This is a genomic window from Actinoallomurus bryophytorum (genome assembly GCF_006716425.1).
In the GTDB taxonomy this organism is placed as follows: Bacteria; Actinomycetota; Actinomycetes; order Streptosporangiales; family Streptosporangiaceae; genus Actinoallomurus; species Actinoallomurus bryophytorum.
The window spans coordinates 5,627,155-5,642,786 of the sequence record NZ_VFOZ01000001.1; the positions used below are offsets into that span (position 1 = coordinate 5,627,155).

A 15,632-nucleotide genomic window follows, 5' to 3' on the forward strand; every position below is an offset into this window, starting at 1 on the left:
ACGTCCGCTAGCAGATTATCCGCCCATCGAACCAATTTTGGAATCGGAGCGCGGCGCGTGCGGTTGAGGTGTTCGCGTCACGGGGACGCCAGCACACGGAGCGGGGATGCCGAGATGCACGGTGAGTACAAGGTGCCAGGGGGCAAGCTCGTGGTCGTCGACTTCGACCTCGAGGACGGCCGGTTGCGGAACACCCTGGTCAGCGGGGACTTCTTCCTCGAGCCGGACCACGCGCTGGAGCGCATCACGGCCGCCCTCGACGGCCTGCCCGCGCACCTGGAGGCACGTGACATCGCGGCCCGCATCGATGCCGGGCTACCGGCCGGCACGATGATGCTCGGCTTCTCCGCGGAGGCCGTCGGCATCGCGGTACGCCGCGCGTTGACCCACGCCGCCGACTGGCACGACTACGACTGGCGCCTCATTCACGAGGGACCGCAGGACCCGGCGCTGCACATGGCCATCGACGAGGTGCTCACCGAGGAGGTGGCGGCTGGCCGCCGGCCCCCGACGCTGCGCGTGTGGGAATGGGCGGCTCCCGCGGTGGTCATCGGCAGCTTCCAGTCGCTGCGCAACGAGGTCGACGCCGAGGCGGCCCGCAGGTACGGGGTCACGGTGGTCCGCCGGATCAGCGGCGGTGGCGCCATGTTCATCGAGCCGGGCAACACGATCACCTACTCGCTGTACGCCCCGGTCTCGCTCGTACAGGGGATGAGCTTCGCCGACAGCTACGCGTTCCTGGACGACTGGGTGCTGGGCGCCCTCGGCGAGGTGGGCATCCGCGCCTGGTACCAGCCGCTGAACGACATCACCTCCGACCAGGGCAAGATCGCCGGCGCGGCGCAGAAGAGACTGAGCGGGGGCGCCGTTCTCCACCACGTGACCATGTCCTACGACATCGACGCGGACAAGATGCTGCAGATCCTGCGCATCGGCCGGGAGAAGCTGTCCGACAAGGGCATCAAGAGCGCGAAGAAGCGGGTGGACCCGCTGCGGCGCCAGACGGGCATGCCGCGGGCGGAGGTCATCGATCGTATGATCGGCCACTTCCGTGGCCGGTACGGACTGACGGACGACCGGCTCGGCGCCGCCGAACTCCGCGCCGCCGAGAAGAGAGTGGCGGACAAGTTCGGCACCGCCGAATGGACTGCGAGAGTTCCCTGATCGGCTCGCGGGGGTTCCTTACCCCTCGTCCCGGCGCGTTCGGTTGGATGGGCTGATGAGGCACCCGGCGCAGCGACGTCGAGGGCCGATGAGACGGAGGCAATGATGTCCGACAGCGTGCGGCTGGACCAGACCGACCAGTGGCAGGCTCTGCGGCGGCACTATGAGGAGACGCGTGACCAGCAGTTGCGTGAGCTCTTCGCCGCCGATCCCGAGCGGGGGAGCCGGTACGCGCTCGAGGCCGGCGACCTGTACGTCGACTACTCGCGCAACCGGGTGACCGACGAGACATTGCGCCTGCTGCGTGAGCTGGCCGCCGCCCGCGGCGTGACGGAGCTGCGGGACGCCATGTTCGCCGGCGAGAAGATCAATTTCACCGAGAACCGCGCCGTGCTGCACGTCGCGCTGCGCGCCCCGCGTACGGCGACCATCGAGGTCGACGGCGAGAACGTCGTGCCCGCCGTGCACGAGGTGTTGGACCGGATGGCCCAGTTCGCCGACCAGGTGAGGTCGGGCGAGTGGACCGGGTTCACGGGCCGGCCGATCCGCAATGTCGTCAACATCGGCATCGGCGGCTCCGACCTCGGCCCGAAGATGGCCTATGAAGCCCTGCGCACCTACAGCGACCGGTCACGGGTGTTCCGGTTCGTCTCGAACGTGGACGGCGCCGACCTGCACGAGGCGCTACGCGACCTGGACCCGGCCGAGACGCTGTTCATCGTCGCCTCCAAGACCTTCACCACCGTCGAGACGATCACGAACGCCACCTCGGCGCGGCAGTGGCTGGTGTCGGGGCTCGGTGACGAGGCCGCCGTGGCCAAGCACTTCGTCGCGGTCTCCACCAACGCCGACCAGGTCGCCAAGTTCGGCATCGACACGGCGAACATGTTCGGGTTCTGGGACTGGGTGGGTGGCCGGTACTCCTTCGACTCGGCCATCGGGCTGTCGCTCGTGGTGGCCCTCGGCCCGGAGCGGTTCCGCGAGATGCTGGACGGCTTCCACCAGATGGACGAGCACTTCCGTACGGCACCGCCGGAGCGCAACCTGCCGATGCTGCTCGGCCTGCTCGGCGTCTGGTACGACGACTTCTACGGCGCGCAGACCTATGCCGTGCTCCCGTACAGCCACTACCTGTCCCGGTTCACCGACTACCTCCAGCAGCTCGACATGGAGTCGAACGGCAAGTCGGTCGACCGGCAGGGGAGGCCGGTGGAGTGGGAGACCGGCCCGATCGTGTGGGGCACGCCGGGTACGAACGGGCAGCACGCCTACTACCAGCTGCTCCACCAGGGGACCAAGCTCGTCCCGGCCGACCTGATCGGCTTCGCCAACCCGATCGCCGAGCTCGGCGACCTGGCGGGCCAGCACGACCTGCTGATGGCGAACCTCTTCGCGCAGGGGCAGGCCCTGGCCTTCGGCAAGACCGCCGAGGAGGTCGCGGCCGAGGGCGTACCGGCCGAGCAGGTGCCACACCGCACCTTCCGCGGCAACCGGCCGACCAACACCATCCTGGCCACCGAGCTGACGCCGTCGGTGCTCGGCCAGCTCATCGCGCTGTACGAGCACAAGGTCTTCGTCCAGGGCGCGATCTGGGGGATCAACTCCTTCGACCAGTGGGGGGTCGAGCTCGGCAAGGTGCTGGCCAAGAAGCTGGAGCCGCGCCTGAGCGGGGCGGAGGACACCGGCGACCTGGACGGCTCGACCGCGAGCCTGGTGCGGCGCTACCGCGAGCTGCGGGGCCGCTGAGCACGCCACGGACGCCCGGCAAGGTGTACGGCTCGGGGCGCGCCTGGGGGTCGTGGGCGCGCAGCGCCGCCCCCATGGCCGCGACCAGCGGGCCGTCCCACCGAGGCCGGGCGTCCGTGGCGGAGGCCGGGCGTCCGGCGGTCAGGAGCCGGACTTTGGCGTCTTCTTCCGTGTCCGCACCGGGGCCGTGTCCTCCGAGGAAGGCTCGGGCTTCTTCTTGCCGGCGACGATCACGTCGCGGGAGGTGTCGGTCACCATCTCGGCCGCGAGCCGTGGCTGGGAGGGGGACTTCTCATCCGTCTCCGGGGGAGCCGGGAACTCCCCCGCCGAGGCCGTACGCTCGGGCGCCGACAGGGCGCGGCCCTTCGACGACTCCGGCGTGGCACGCCAGGGTGGCACGTCCTCGTCGTCCTCGTCGTCCTTGCCCGGCCGGGTGCCGCCCCGTCCGAACAGCCGATGATCCAGGGTGAGGCGCCCGCCTCCGCCGGCCGCGAAGACGAGCGAGGCCAGGCCGAGGATGAGGACCAGCTCGAAGCCGTTCCGCACGTTGCCGCCGTCCACGAGGAAGATCCCGTGCTTGGCGTGCACGAAGATCAGCGCACCCGCCATGTCCAGGAAGAGCAGCGTCCCGGCGACGGGGAGGGCCAGGCCCAGGATCAGCGCCGCGCCGCCCAGCAACTCGACGAAGGTCGAGTAGACCGCCGCCGCTGTGGGCGCCGGCGCACCCATCGCGTCCAGGTTCCGCCCGGTGGCGGTAACCCCCACCTGGATCTTCTGCCACCCGTGGGCGAGGAACACCGTGCCGACACCACATCGGGCGAGCAGCGCGACGACGTCGTATATCGGCCGATTACGCATGTCAATCCTTCCTGCGGACGTATCCGTCTCCACGGGATCATCCGCCCCTGAGCGAATCGGCGTCCACTCGGTTCGGCACCCCGTTGCTTGATCGTGAAATTGCCGGCGCCCGAGGTGCCGGCCCGCGGCCCGCGTGTGCCGGCGGGACGCGCCGCCTCCGGCTGCCATGATGGCCGCCATGCGATCTGACGAGACGCCCGCTCCGGACTACGCGATCGAGGAGCAGCTGACCGCCGCCGGAGCCACGCGGGTCGCGGGGGTGGACGAGGTCGGCCGCGGCGCCTGGGCCGGGCCGGTCGTCGTCTGCGCGGCCGTCACGGACATGACCGTGCCTCCGCAGGGCCTCACCGACTCCAAGGTGCTCACCCCCCGCCGCCGCACCGCGATCGCGGGTGAGCTCGAGGGCTGGGTCGTCGCGTACGCGTTCGGCGCGGCGGGCCCGGAGGAGATCGATGAGGTGGGGATGACCGAGGCACTGCGCCGCTCGGCCGTACGCGCGCTCGAGGCCCTGCCCGAGCGCCCGGACGCGGTCATCCTCGACGGCAAGCACAATTTCCTAGGCGACCGCGTGTCCTCGGGCCGCCCCTGGCCGGTCCGCACCGAGATCAAGGCCGACCTGCGGTCGGTGTCGGTGGCGGCGGCGTCCGTACTGGCCAAGGTGTACCGCGACACGCTCATGGCCGGACTCGGGCACGAGGAGTACGGCTTCGCGGCCAACGCCGGCTACCCCTCACCCGTACACCAGGAGACGCTGAAGCGGCTCGGGCCGACCCCGCACCACCGGCTGTCCTGGTCCTACCTCGACGACCTTCCGCAGTGGCGGCACCTCAAAAAGCACCGCCCGGAGATCGAAGGGCAGCTGTCGCTGATCTGAGCAGGCCTTAGGGCCTGTGTGGAAGTCCTCGGTCTGGGGCCCGCCCGTCTGGGGCGCACCGGTCTGGGGCGCACCGGTCTGGGGCGCACCGGTCTGGGGCGCACCGGTCTGGGGCGCACCGGTCTGGGGCGCACCGGTCTGGGGCGCACCGGTCTGGGGCGCACCGGTCTGGAGCCCACCGGTCTGGAGCCCACCGGTCTGGAGCCCACCGGTCTGGAGCCCACCCGTCTGGAGCCCACCCGTCTGGAGCCCACCCGCCTGGAGCCCACCCGCCCGGGGGTGCCATCCCACTCTCATTGTCCAGCGGGAACAGCGGCGGGCGGAAGTAGAGCGGGGTTCTGTGGATAACCCCATGCGGCGCCACCCGAGGCGCCACCCAAGCGGCGCTACACGGCACCAGCATGGCTTCGAGACTGGCCTCAGAGCCAGCCGTTGTGGCGGGCGGCGCGTACGGCCTCGATGCGGTTGCGCGAGCCGGTCTTCCCGATCGCCGCGGACAGGTAGTTGCGGACCGTGCTCTCCGACAGGTGCAGGCGCCGCGCGATGTCGGCGATGGTCGAGCCGTCCACGGCGGCGGCGAGCACGTCGCGCTCGCGGCCGGTCAGCGGGTTGGGGCCGGCGCTCAGCGCGGCGGTGGCCAGTTCGGGATCGACGACGCGCTCACCCGCGAGCACCCGGCGGATGGCGTGGGCGAGGTCCTCGACGGGGCCGTCCTTGACGAGGAAGCCGCTCGCGCCGGCCTCCATCGCGCGGCGCAGGTAGCCGGGCCGCCCGAACGTCGTCACGATGAGGATCTTGCAGGCGGGCAGCTCGGCGTGCAGGTCGGCGGCGGCGTCGAGGCCGCTGCGGCCGGGCATCTCGATGTCGAGGACGGCCACGTCCGGACCTACCTCCAGCGCCGTCGGCACGATCTGGTCGCCGGTGGAGACCTGCCCGACCACCTCGAAGTCCTCCTCCAGGCCGAGCAGCAGCGCCAGCGCGCCGCGCATCATGCCCTGGTCCTCCGCGAGCAGCACCCTGATCAAGAAACCTCCCCTTTCACCGGGAGGGTAGTGAAGGGAAGCTTCACGGTCAGCAGGTAGCCGCCGGGTTCGGCCGGGCCCGCCTCGATCCGGCCGCCGGCGCCGCCGATCCGCTCGGTCAGCCCCTGCAGCCCGTTGCCCTTGGGCGCGGATCCGCCGCGGCCGTCGTCGCGGATCGACAGGACGGCGGTGCCGTCGCGGCCGTCGACCGAGATCTCACAGCTCGTGGCGCCGCTGTGCCGGATGACGTTGGTGACGCCCTCGCGTACCGCCCAGCCGAGCAGGGCCCCGGCCTCTTCGGGAAGCGGGACTCCGTGCCGCCGGACCGTCAGCGAGATCCCCGAGTCCCGCAGCGCGGCACGTGCCCCGTCGATCTCGGCGGACAGCCCCTGGCCGCGGTAGCCGCTGACCGCGAGGCGTACCTGCCGCAGGGCGTCACGGCCGATCGTCTCGATGTCGGCCGCCTGCTCGGCCGCGAGCCCGCCGTCGCGGGGGATCAGCCTGCGCGCGGCCTGTGCCTTGACCACCATCACCGACAGCGTGTGGCCGAGCAGGTCGTGCAGGTCGCGGGCGAACCGCAGGCGTTCTTCGGAGACGGCCGTGCGCGCGAGTTCCTCGCGGGTCTCCCGCAGCTCTCTGATGGCGCTGAACAACACGAGGATCGTCGCGACGATGAACCCGGAGATCAGCGTGCTGTACCAGACGGCGAAGGCGTCTTCGGCCGAGGCGCCGCGGAGCCAGGCGGCCACCCCCGCCAGCACCGAGAGCGAGCCGACCACGATCACCGGCCAAGGACGCCGCGTCCAGGGCACCACGACCCCGCACGCCATGGCGGCCAGCGGGAACAGCGCGTTCATGTCGTGCCCGAACCATCCCGCCAGGACGAACGCGTCGACGGTCAGCGCCATGAGCAGGCCGACCGCGAGCCGGTCGCCGCGCCCGCGGCGGAAGCCGAACCAGATCGCGGCGAGGACCAGCCCGACGAAGAGGAGCAGCAGCGGAGCGGAGGCCCAGACGGGCCGCGCCCGTCCGTGCAGGACCTGCGAGACCGCGCCCACCCCGACCAGCAGCCACGGATAGATGCCGAACGGGCCGGGCCCGTCCTCGACATGCACGGCGAAACCGGCCGCCGGCTCCTCGCCGTGCCCGGTCACCTGTTCGCCGGCCGTTCTGCCCGGAACGTCCTCGCTGCCCGCCACGCGCAAACCCTACGGCGGCACGGAACAGGCCCGGCACGTCCGTCCATCCACTCTTGACCGGGACAAATGTCCTAGGGAAACCAGACCTGGTAGACCGATCTTCCGTGAACTGGATGCGAGAACACCTCGACCGCGTGGAGCGGCACAACGCGGACGCCCTCGAACGCGCCTGTGAGATGCTGCTGGGCCCCGTGACCAGCGGGGGACTGGTCTACGCCGGCGGGTCCGGGCACTCACTGGCCCTGGTGCTGGAGGGGTTCTTCCGCGCCGGCGGCCTGGCCTGCGTGCACCCGCTCTACACCCCGGAGATCTCACCGCTGCACGGCGCCTGGCCCGCCACCGAGGCCGAACGCCGGTCCGGCGTCGCGGCCCCGGTCATGGAGGCGGCCGCGCCCCGTCCGGGCGACATCGTGGTGATCTTCTCCAACAGCGGTGCGAACCCCTACCCGGTCGAGCTCGCCACCACGGCCAGGTCCTACGGCCTGCCGGTGATCGCGTTCGTGTCCGGCCCCTCGATGGCGGCCGCCCCGGCGCGTGCGGCGGTGAAGCTCGGCGAGGTCGCCGACCTGGTCATCGACACGCTCGTGCCGCCCGGCGACGTCTCCTACCCCGAGGCGGCACCGCGCACCGCGGCGCTGTCGTCGCTGGCGTGTGTGTACCTGTGGAACCTGCTTCTCACCCGGATGGCCGACCGCGCGGACCTCCCCCTGTGGGTCAGCGCCAACGTCCCGGGCGGCGACGAGCGCAACATCGAGCTCCTTGAGCGGTACTCGGTGCGGATCCCCGCACTAAGACGCTCCGCCGCGGGGTAAGGCATTGCGTACCTGCCCGCCACAAGTGGAGGTGGCCCCATGGACCGCACGACAAAGACGCTGCTCTCCGAGGCGGGCCATACCTTCGCCGAAGACGCGGGGATCACGCTGAAGGACCAGCCGGCCGCTCTCTTCAAGCTGCTGGTCCTGACGAACCTGCTCAGCACGCGCATCAACGCGGACATCGCGGTCGCGGCGGCGCACGAGCTCTTCGAGGCGGGCGGCGGCACCCCACGGGGGATGGCGAAGCTGACCTGGCAGGAGCGCGTCGACGCCCTGGGCCGCGCGCACTACGTCCGCTACGACGAGAGCACCTCCACCCGGCTCGGGGACATGGCCGAGAAGGTCATGGAGGACTACGACGGCGACCTGCGCAGGTTTCCCGCCAGGGTCGGGCGCGACGCCGACGCGGCGCGCGAGACGCTCCAGGAGTTCCCCGGCATCGGACCGGTCGGCGCGGAGATCTTCTGCCGCGAGGCGCAGGCCGTCTGGCACTGGCTGCGGCCGACGTTCGACTCTCTCGCGCTCAAGGGCGCCGACCGGCTCGGTCTGCCCACCGACCCGAAACGCCTCGCCGAGCTGGTGGGGGAGCGTGAACTCGCCCGGCTCGCGTCCGCGCTGGTTCGTGTCGCCAAGGACAAGAAGCTGGCCGCCCGGCTCGTCGGGGCGTAAATCCCCGAACATTGTCGCTCTCCGGTAACCGTCTTGATGGAGCCACGCCAGACAATAGGTTCTGCCATTACAAGGTGAACCTGCGCTATACACGTCTGCAGGCGTGAGGGGAGGGCGATGCGACCGTTCGGCAGGTCCCGATCGCGCCCGCGGATTGTGCGCGATGTGTTCGAACGAGCACGCTGGCGTTACTTCCAGATACAGGCGGGCGTACGGCGGCTGACGTTTCTCGTGTTGGTCGTGGGAGCGGCGGCGGTCGCCATCGTCGTGGCGTGGCCGGTGCTCACGACGGTCGTATTCGTCGCCACGCTTCTGCTCGTCATCGACTTCACCCTTCGTTCGCCGAGCGGCATGGCGACGGCTTTCGTCGTCGTGTGCTGGCTCGCCGCGGTCATCCCGGTCAGCAGGCTGTATCCGCCCGGCGGACACGAGGCCGTATTCCTGGCCGCGCTCGCCCTCCCGGTCGCATTTCTCGCGCACCGAATCCGCGCCTATGCGCCGTGGCGCACCGCGCTGGCCGCGTTCGCGCTGGCCGGGATCGTGGCCGCCGCACTCGCGCATCCGCTGCCCGGCCTGAACGCCGGCCCCGCCTGGGCGGCCGCGCTCGTCGTCCTCGGGTACCGCTGGTTCCAGGCGCGCCGCATCGTGCCCGCCGAGGCGTACGACACCGGCTGGGCGCAGGAGGACTACCAGGAGCCCGAGGAGTACACCGCGCCCGAGCAGGGACGTCCCGCCGAAGAGGTGCCGCAGATCTCGGTGAACGAGGCGCTCGCCGAGCTGGAGGCCATGATCGGGCTCGAGCCCGTGAAGCGCCAGGTCCGCTCGATCGCCGCGTCGATCGAGGCGGCACGTATGCGCGCCGAGGCCGGGTTCGCCGCCGAGAAGCCGATGCGGCACTTCGTGTTCGTCGGGCCGTCCGGCACCGGGAAGACGACGGTGGCCCGCGTCGTCGCCAAGATCTTCTACGCGTTCGCGCTGCTGCCCACGCCGCAGGTGATCGAGGCCCAGCGCGCCGACCTGGTCGGCGAGTACCTCGGCGCCACCGCGATCAAGACGAACGACCTGGTCGACCGCGCGATGGGCGGCGTGCTCTTCATCGACGAGGCGTACGGCCTGGTCAACGTCTCCGACGGACAGGCCGACCGGTTCGGCAACGAGGCCGTGCAGACGTTGCTGAAACGCGCCGAGGACGACCGCGAGAACCTCGTGATCATCCTGGCCGGCTACGAGGACGAGATGGGCACGTTCCTGTCCTCCAACCCCGGCCTGGCATCGCGGTTCGGCACGCGCGTGAAGTTTCCGGGCTACGAGCCCGCGGAGCTGCTCCAGATCGCCGAATACCACGCGGCGCTGCGCGGCGACCGGCTCGCGCCGGACGCCGCCCCCTCCCTGTGGGCGCGCTTCGAGGAGGTCAGCCGCCGGGGCATCGTCGACGAGCTGGGGAACGGGCGCTTCGTCCGGTCGCTGATCGAGTCGGCGGCGCGCGCCCGCGACGTGCGCATCGTCGGCGGCGGCTGGCGGCACGGCTCCAAGGCGGCGCAGCACGTCCCCGAGCCGACACCTGAGGAGCTCGTCACGATCGGCGCCATCGACATCGAGCCGGCCTTCGCCGAGGTGACCGAGCGCTACCGCGGCTACGCGGAGACACCGACGCTGGAGGACGCGCTCGCCGGCCTCGACGCGATGATCGGGCTGGATCCGGTGAAACGGCAGGTGCACGCCATCGCCGCCCAGCTGCGCGTCGCCCAGCTCCGCGAGGAGCAGGGACTGACCACCCACCCGCCGATGCGGCACTTCGTCTTCGCCGGTCCGCCGGGCACCGGCAAGACGACGGTCGCCCGCGTGTTCGGCCGGATCTTCGCGGCCCTGGGTCTGCTCGCGCGGCCCGAGGTCGTCGAGGCACAGCGCGCGGACCTGGTCGGCGAGCACCTCGGGTCGACGGCGCTGAAGACCAACAAGGTGATCGACTCGGCGCTGGGCGGCGTGCTGTTCATCGACGAGGCGTACTCACTGGTCAATCCCGGCTACGCCGGGGGTGACGCGTTCGGCTCCGAGGCCGTCCAGACGCTGCTGAAGCGCGCCGAGGACGACCGCGACCGGCTCGTGGTCATCCTGGCCGGCTACGACGCCGACATGGACCGCTTCCTGCGCTCCAACCCCGGGCTCGCCTCGCGGTTCTCCGAACGCGTCGCCTTCCCCACCTACACTCCCGACCAGCTGCTGGAGATCGCGCTGAGCCTCGCCGCCGCGGCCGGCGACACCTGGGAGGAGGCCGCGCTGGACGACCTCGCCGGCGTCTTCCAGCGGGTACGCGGGCAGGGCCGGATCGACGAGCTGGGCAACGGCCGGTTCGTGCGCTCGCTGTACGAGAAGGCGTGCGGGTTCCGCGACGTACGGATCGCCTCGCTCGGCTCGGACGCGACGACCGCGGACCTGACCACGCTCACCGCGGACGACGTACGCGCCGCCTACGCGGAGTTCGCCCAGCGCCGCGGCTGAGCGTCGGTTCTGTCGGCGCCGGGCACTACTGTGCCCGTCGTGGAGACGGTGACCTGGGACCAGATACTCGCTTGGCGCATGGGGCGGCAGTTCCTCGCCCCGGCGGTGGCCGGCGGCCCCGCCTACGTGACCGGGCGGCTGGCCGGCGTGCAGGCGCAGGTGGCCTCGGCCGCCAAGCTGACCATCGCGCTGCGCCAGACCGAATTGTGCGCCGACTCGGACGCGGTGGAGATCGCGCTCGACGTCCGCACGCTCGTCAAGACGTGGGCGATGCGCGGCACGCTGCACCTGCTGCCCGCCGACGAGGCCGCCGCCTACCTGGAGCTTTCCGCCGCCCACCGCAACTGGGAGCGGGGGAGCTGGCAGCGGTCGTTCGGCGCGACGCCTGCCGACCTGGAGACGATCGCCGCTGCGGCGGCCGAGGCGCTCGCGGGCGGCGCGGTGCTGACGCGCGAGGAGCTGACCGCCGAGATCGTGGACCGCACCGGCTCCGCGCACCTGGCCGGCGTGCTCGGCTCGGGCTGGGGCACGCTGCTCAAGCCGCTCGCCTGGTGGCGCGTGCTCTGCTTCGGGCCGCCGAGCGGCGGCCGCGTCACCTTCACGTCGGCCGCGTGGCTGCCGCCGGTGCCCGACCCGGCTGGCACCGTGCTGCGCGCGTTCCTCGGCGCGTACGGCCCGGCCACGCCGGAGCTGTTCGACAAGGTCTGGCTCAGCCGCGGCAACACGCCCAAGGCCGTGCTGCGGAGCTGGTTCGCCGCGCTGGAGGGCGAGCTGGCCGAGGTCGAGGTGGAGGGAGAGCGGCGGGTCATGCTCGCCGCGCACCTGGACGAGCTGCTCGCGACCGGTCCGAGCACGGCGGTGCGCCTGCTCGGCCCCTTCGACGCGTACGTCCTCGGCGGCGGTACGACGGCGGCCGAGATCGTGCCGCCGGAGCGGCGCAAGGAGGTCAGCCGGGCCGGTGGCTGGATCTCCCCGGTCGTGCTGCGCGGCGGCCGGGTCGTGGGCGTCTGGGGCAAGGAGGGCGTGACGCTGTGGGACGACGTTCCCGCGTCGGCGGTCGAGGCCGAGATGTCACGGCATGAGCGCTTGAGACTTCTGTTGGGGGGATCTGGACCATGAGAGTGTCATTCGTCCGACTACCGCGCTCGGCGGCTGGGTAGGGAACGGCTCGATCGGTTCCCGTGTCCCGGTGCCGAGCGCCCGGATGGTGAGCAAGGAGTTGGTGGGGTGCTGCACGCCTTCGTCTACAACGAGACAGCGATTCTGATCCGGCACTGGTTCGAGGTCAGCCTGAAGGACAGCCACCTCGAACACGGTGTCCGTCTCGAGCTCCGCCTGCGCGAACCCCAGCCGCTGCGCGGCTCCGAGTCGGCGGCGCAGCGGATCGCGGTGGACCGGCCGGTGTGGCGGGCCGACCTGTTCGACCGCCTCGACGGCGTGCCCGGGGCGTTCGACGCCGCGCACTACCATCCACGGTTCGACGGCGACGAGCCGTGCGCGCGCAACTGGGCCGACGAGGTCAAGGCCACGCCCTGGGAATGGCTGCACGGTCAGCTCTCCGACATCGCGGCCGTCGCGGAGGCGGGTGGCGTGTCCCTGTCCGACCCGGCCGCCGACACCGAGCAGATCCGCGCGGACGCTGCGGAGATCGTCGCGGTGGCGCGGAGCCGCGCGGGGATGCAGTGCGGCTCGGCGCGGCAGTGTTACGCCTGGACCCAGGACGCGGCACCCATGGTCCATTTCATGCTGAGCGGGCTCGAGCAGCCGGACCTGCTCGACCGGGAGCGCGTCTCGCCGTGGCTGGAGACACAGCCCGCAGCGTAACGCGCTGCTTACAGTGCGGTAGCCGGAGTGAAACGAGCAGGTCACACGATGTGCGGAGGGCCGACATCGGTGGTGAGTGCTCTTGGGCGTACGACCTCTCATCCGCTTCCGCGACATCCACGGCTACTGGCGGGCCTTCCGCATGGTCGGCAGCGGCCCTCCGCTGCTGCTGATCCACGGCATCGGTGACAGCTCCGAGACCTGGCTGAGGGTGATCCCCGAGCTCGCGCGGCGGCATACCGTCATCGCGCCCGACCTGCTCGGCCACGGCGAGTCCGCCAAGCCGAGGGCGGACTACGCCGTCGCCGCGTACGCGTGCGGCATGCGCGACCTGCTCAGCGTGCTCGAGATCGACCGGGTGACCGTCGTCGGTCACTCGCTCGGCGGGGGCATCGCGATGCAGTTCGCCTACCAGTTTCCCGATCGGTGTGAGCGCCTGGTGCTGGTCGGCAGCGGCGGGATCGGCCAGGAGGTGCATCCGCTGCTGCGCCTCGCCGCGGCCCCGGGCGCCGAGATCGGGCTGTCGGTGGCGGCCTCCGCGCCGGTACGCGCCGCGATGCGGCTCGCCGCCCCCGTACTGCGCTCGACCGGTGCGACGCGGCTCGGCCCCGACTTCGGGTACGTGCTGGAGCGCTACCGCGCGCTGCGGCCGAAGACGGCCCGGCGGGCGTTCCTGCGCACCCTGCGGGCCGGGGTCGACGTGCGCGGCCAGGTCATCACGATGCTGGACCGCTGCTACCTCGCGGCGGCCCTCCCGACACTGATCGTCTGGGGGAGGCGCGACGGCGTGATCCCGCTCCGGCACGCGCATGTCGCACACGAGGCCATCCCCGGCAGCCGCCTGGAGATCTTCGACCGGGCAGGTCACTTTCCGCACCGCGACGAGCCGCAGCGGTTCGCCGCGGTCGTGGAGGACTTCCTGGACCATACGGCTCCGGCCCGGCACGACCCGGTCCGCTGGCGGCGGCTGCTGCGCGACGGACGGGCCGAGGAGGGCGCGGTGCCGCCGGCGCTCGATCCGCACGTCTCCAGCGGCGCCTGACTCACGACAGGAGCCGCGAGCCCAGGTCGCTACGGGCGTACAGCACCACCCGGCCGACCCGCGCGCGCGTCACCAGCCCGGTGTCGTGGAGTACGGCCAGGTGCTGGGAGACCGCGCCCGGTGTGACGCCGAGCCGGCCGGCCAGGTCGGTCGTTGACGTCGGGCGGTCCAGGCAGCCCAGCAGCGCGGCCTTCGGGCGGCCGATGAGCGCGGCGAGGGCCGCGTCGCCCCTCGGGGGCTCGGTCTCCCACAGGGTCGCGATGCCACGAGCCGGATAGGCGAGTGCCGGTGGTTCGCTGGCGCTGATCGGCGGGGCCACGCCGCGGACGAACAGGCAGGGCATGAGGCACAGGCCACGTCCCGTCACGTCGGCGCGGTAGTCGATGGCGGGGATGTCGAGACGGAGCATGCCCGCGCGCCAGCGGACCGCGGGGTGGAGGTCGGCGAACAGCAGCCTGGCGCCGCCGCGCGTGAACTGCCGGGCGCGGTACAGCATGTCCGCCTCGAGCACCCCGCGCATCCGCGTCCAGTGCGGCGCCAGCGCCGCCTCCCAGTACTGCCCGAGCAGGTCGGCGATCCGGTCGCGCAGCCGGGCCGGGTCGTCGAGGCACAGGGCGTCCGGCACCGGGCGCCCCGCGTGGGCGACCTTGATGTCGGCGGCGACCTTCTCCGGCGGAGTGCTCCGGACGAGCTCCAGCTCCGCGTCGAAGTCGGGCACGGGTACCTCGGGCCGCGGCGTGAGGAAGTCGGGCACCCAGCGCCGCACGCCGACCAGCGCGGTCAGCGGCCCCATGTCCACCCCCGCCAGCTCGCCGTGGACCCGGCGCCACCACGGCATCTGCAGGACGAAGTACGTCGGCAGCAGCGGGATGCGCAGGCTCATCACGGTCTCCATCAGCGGAGAGACGGCGAACCGCATGCCGACCAGGTCCTCGACGTCCAGATCGAGCTCGATCATCACCTGAATCCTACGAGTGCCCGTTGCCGAGGATTCAGGTCAGGGCTAAATCTCTACCAGCGACGGCGCCCGTCCGATGAGGTGGGTTCGTGAACCACGCATTCCCCCTGATTCCCGCCCTCGCGGTGATCTTCGCCGGAGTCCTGCACGCCATCTGGAACGCCGTGGCCAAGGGCGCCCCCGACAGGTACGCCGGATTCGCCCTCATCGGCATCGCCCAGGGCGCGGCCGGGCTGGTCATGGTCTGTGTGTGCGGTCACCCGGCGCGCGCCGCGTGGCCGTGGATCGCCGCCTCGGTCGTGGTGCACGTCGTGTACACGGCGCTGCTGGCGCGCTCGTACGAGCTGGGCGACTTCAACCAGGTCTACCCGCTCGCCCGCGGCACCGGCCCGCTGATCGTCGCGTTCGTCGCCGCCACGACCCTCGGCGAGCACCTGACGCTTCCGCAGCTCGCCGGCGTCGCCGCGGTCTGCGGCGGGCTCGGCGCGCTGGCCTTCTCCGGCGGGGTGTCCCGGCGCCAGGCGGGCGCGATCGGCGCCGCGCTGTTCACCGGGGTCTCGATCGCCGGGTACACGCTCATCGACGGCGTCGGTGTACGTCACGCGGGTACGGCCGCCGGGTACAGCGGGTGGCTCTTCTTCTGCATGGGCCCGCTGGTCGTCCTGTGGGTCTACCTGGTCCGCGGCGCGGGGCTGTGGCGGGGCGTGGCCGCGCAGTGGCGGCTCGGCCTGCCCGGCGGTCTCATCTCGGTGCTGGGGTACGGCATCGTGGTCTGGGCGCAGACACGCGGGGCGCTCGCCCCCGTCGCCGCCCTGCGGGAGACCGGAGTGATCACCGGTGCCATCATCGGCGCGGTCTTCTTCCGCGAACGGATGGGACTGCCGAGGTTCGCCGCCGCGGGCGTGGTCGTCATCGGCGTGGCCCTCATCAACGTCCACTGACGACATGCGGTTTCGACGCCG

At 71.8% G+C, this 15,632-nt stretch carries 14 protein-coding genes; 10 read left to right on the plus strand and 4 right to left on the minus strand.

Annotated features, from left to right (window positions below; translation table 11 throughout):
- Positions 1-114 precede the first annotated feature (114 nt).
- Positions 115-1,164 (plus strand): lipoate-protein ligase LplAB, encoded by a 1,050-nt coding sequence (gene lplAB, locus FB559_RS26415; RefSeq protein ID WP_141958656.1) that lies wholly within the window; start codon positions 115-117, stop codon positions 1,162-1,164.
- Between the two features lie 105 nt (positions 1,165-1,269).
- On the plus strand, positions 1,270-2,910 hold the full coding sequence (gene pgi / locus FB559_RS26420; RefSeq protein ID WP_246122068.1) for a glucose-6-phosphate isomerase: 1,641 nt from the start codon (positions 1,270-1,272) through the stop codon (positions 2,908-2,910).
- A 141-nt stretch (positions 2,911-3,051) separates the two neighbouring features.
- Here pgi and FB559_RS26425 read toward each other — a convergent pair whose 3' ends face one another.
- Positions 3,052-3,768, minus strand: coding sequence for a DoxX family protein (locus FB559_RS26425; protein ID WP_141958661.1), 717 nt, complete (start codon positions 3,766-3,768; stop codon positions 3,052-3,054).
- A 178-nt stretch (positions 3,769-3,946) separates the two neighbouring features.
- Between FB559_RS26425 and FB559_RS26430 the strand changes: the two genes are divergently transcribed.
- Positions 3,947-4,642: a ribonuclease HII gene (locus tag FB559_RS26430; RefSeq protein ID WP_141958663.1), complete on the plus strand. Its 696-nt coding sequence runs from the start codon at positions 3,947-3,949 to the stop codon at positions 4,640-4,642.
- Between the two features lie 419 nt (positions 4,643-5,061).
- Here the strand turns inward: FB559_RS26430 and FB559_RS26440 are convergent, their stop codons facing one another.
- A complete protein-coding gene (locus tag FB559_RS26440; protein WP_141958665.1) occupies positions 5,062-5,667 on the minus strand; it encodes a response regulator transcription factor in 606 nt (201 codons plus the stop codon).
- The gene (locus tag FB559_RS26445; RefSeq protein ID WP_141958667.1) at positions 5,664-6,863 is read right to left on the minus strand and encodes a sensor histidine kinase; all 1,200 of its coding nucleotides are present in this window, start codon (positions 6,861-6,863) and stop codon (positions 5,664-5,666) included. The genes FB559_RS26440 and FB559_RS26445 overlap by 4 nt, the downstream gene beginning before the upstream one ends.
- Before the next feature lie 113 nt (positions 6,864-6,976).
- Here FB559_RS26445 and FB559_RS26450 point away from each other — a divergent pair, with 113 nt between their 5' ends.
- The 6 genes from FB559_RS26450 to FB559_RS26475 all read left to right on the plus strand — a co-directional run bounded on the left by FB559_RS26450 (position 6,977) and on the right by FB559_RS26475 (position 13,712).
- The gene (locus FB559_RS26450; RefSeq protein ID WP_141961928.1) at positions 6,977-7,675 is read left to right on the plus strand and encodes a sugar isomerase domain-containing protein; all 699 of its coding nucleotides are present in this window, start codon (positions 6,977-6,979) and stop codon (positions 7,673-7,675) included.
- Between the two features lie 39 nt (positions 7,676-7,714).
- The gene (locus FB559_RS26455) at positions 7,715-8,347 is read left to right on the plus strand and encodes an HhH-GDP family DNA glycosylase (protein WP_141958669.1); all 633 of its coding nucleotides are present in this window, start codon (positions 7,715-7,717) and stop codon (positions 8,345-8,347) included.
- 117 nt (positions 8,348-8,464) lie between these two features.
- Positions 8,465-10,846: an AAA family ATPase gene (locus FB559_RS26460; protein ID WP_141958671.1), complete on the plus strand. Its 2,382-nt coding sequence runs from the start codon at positions 8,465-8,467 to the stop codon at positions 10,844-10,846.
- A 39-nt stretch (positions 10,847-10,885) separates the two neighbouring features.
- Positions 10,886-11,965 (plus strand): winged helix DNA-binding domain-containing protein, encoded by a 1,080-nt coding sequence (locus FB559_RS26465; protein ID WP_246122070.1) that lies wholly within the window; start codon positions 10,886-10,888, stop codon positions 11,963-11,965.
- Positions 11,966-12,073: 108 nt separating this feature from the next.
- On the plus strand, positions 12,074-12,670 hold the full coding sequence (locus FB559_RS26470; RefSeq protein ID WP_141958673.1) for a hypothetical protein: 597 nt from the start codon (positions 12,074-12,076) through the stop codon (positions 12,668-12,670).
- Positions 12,671-12,752: 82 nt separating this feature from the next.
- Entirely contained in the window at positions 12,753-13,712 is a 960-nt protein-coding gene (locus FB559_RS26475; protein ID WP_246122071.1) for an alpha/beta fold hydrolase, read from the plus strand.
- A gap of 1 nt (position 13,713) precedes the next feature.
- On the opposite strand, the gene FB559_RS26480 is transcribed toward FB559_RS26475, so the two are convergent.
- Positions 13,714-14,670, minus strand: coding sequence for an ArsR family transcriptional regulator (locus FB559_RS26480; RefSeq protein WP_141958675.1), 957 nt, complete (start codon positions 14,668-14,670; stop codon positions 13,714-13,716).
- Between the two features lie 89 nt (positions 14,671-14,759).
- On the opposite strand from FB559_RS26480, the gene FB559_RS26485 reads away from it, so the two are divergent.
- Positions 14,760-15,611, plus strand: coding sequence for a DMT family transporter (locus tag FB559_RS26485; RefSeq protein WP_141958677.1), 852 nt, complete (start codon positions 14,760-14,762; stop codon positions 15,609-15,611).
- Positions 15,612-15,632: the final 21 nt, after the last annotated feature.